The sequence below is a fragment of the Geomonas diazotrophica genome, from assembly GCF_018919385.1.
In the GTDB taxonomy this organism is placed as follows: Bacteria; Desulfobacterota; Desulfuromonadia; order Geobacterales; family Geobacteraceae; genus Geomonas; species Geomonas diazotrophica.
Genome location: NZ_JAHLMF010000053.1, coordinates 1 through 265, shown reverse-complemented (window position 1 = coordinate 265; position 265 = coordinate 1). Strand labels below are relative to the sequence as shown.

Sequence of the window (265 nt, the reverse complement as noted above, 5' to 3'; positions counted from 1 at the left end):
ACTTAAGAAACCGCCTACACGCGCTTTACGCCCAATAAATCCGAACAACGCTTGCACCCTCCGTATTACCGCGGCTGCTGGCACGGAGTTAGCCGGTGCTTCCTTTGTAGGTACCGTCAAGAAACTTGGATATTAGCCAAGCTCATTTCTTCCCTACTGACAGAGCTTTACGACCCGAAAGCCTTCATCACTCACGCGGCGTTGCTGCGTCAGGGTTTCCCCCATTGCGCAAAATTCCCCACTGCTGCCTCCCGTAGGAGTCTGG

Annotated in this window: 1 rRNA gene; it reads right to left on the bottom strand. The window is 54.0% G+C overall.

Annotated features, from left to right (window positions below):
• Window positions 1-265, bottom strand: a 16S ribosomal RNA gene (locus tag KOM00_RS20520); the annotation flags it as partial.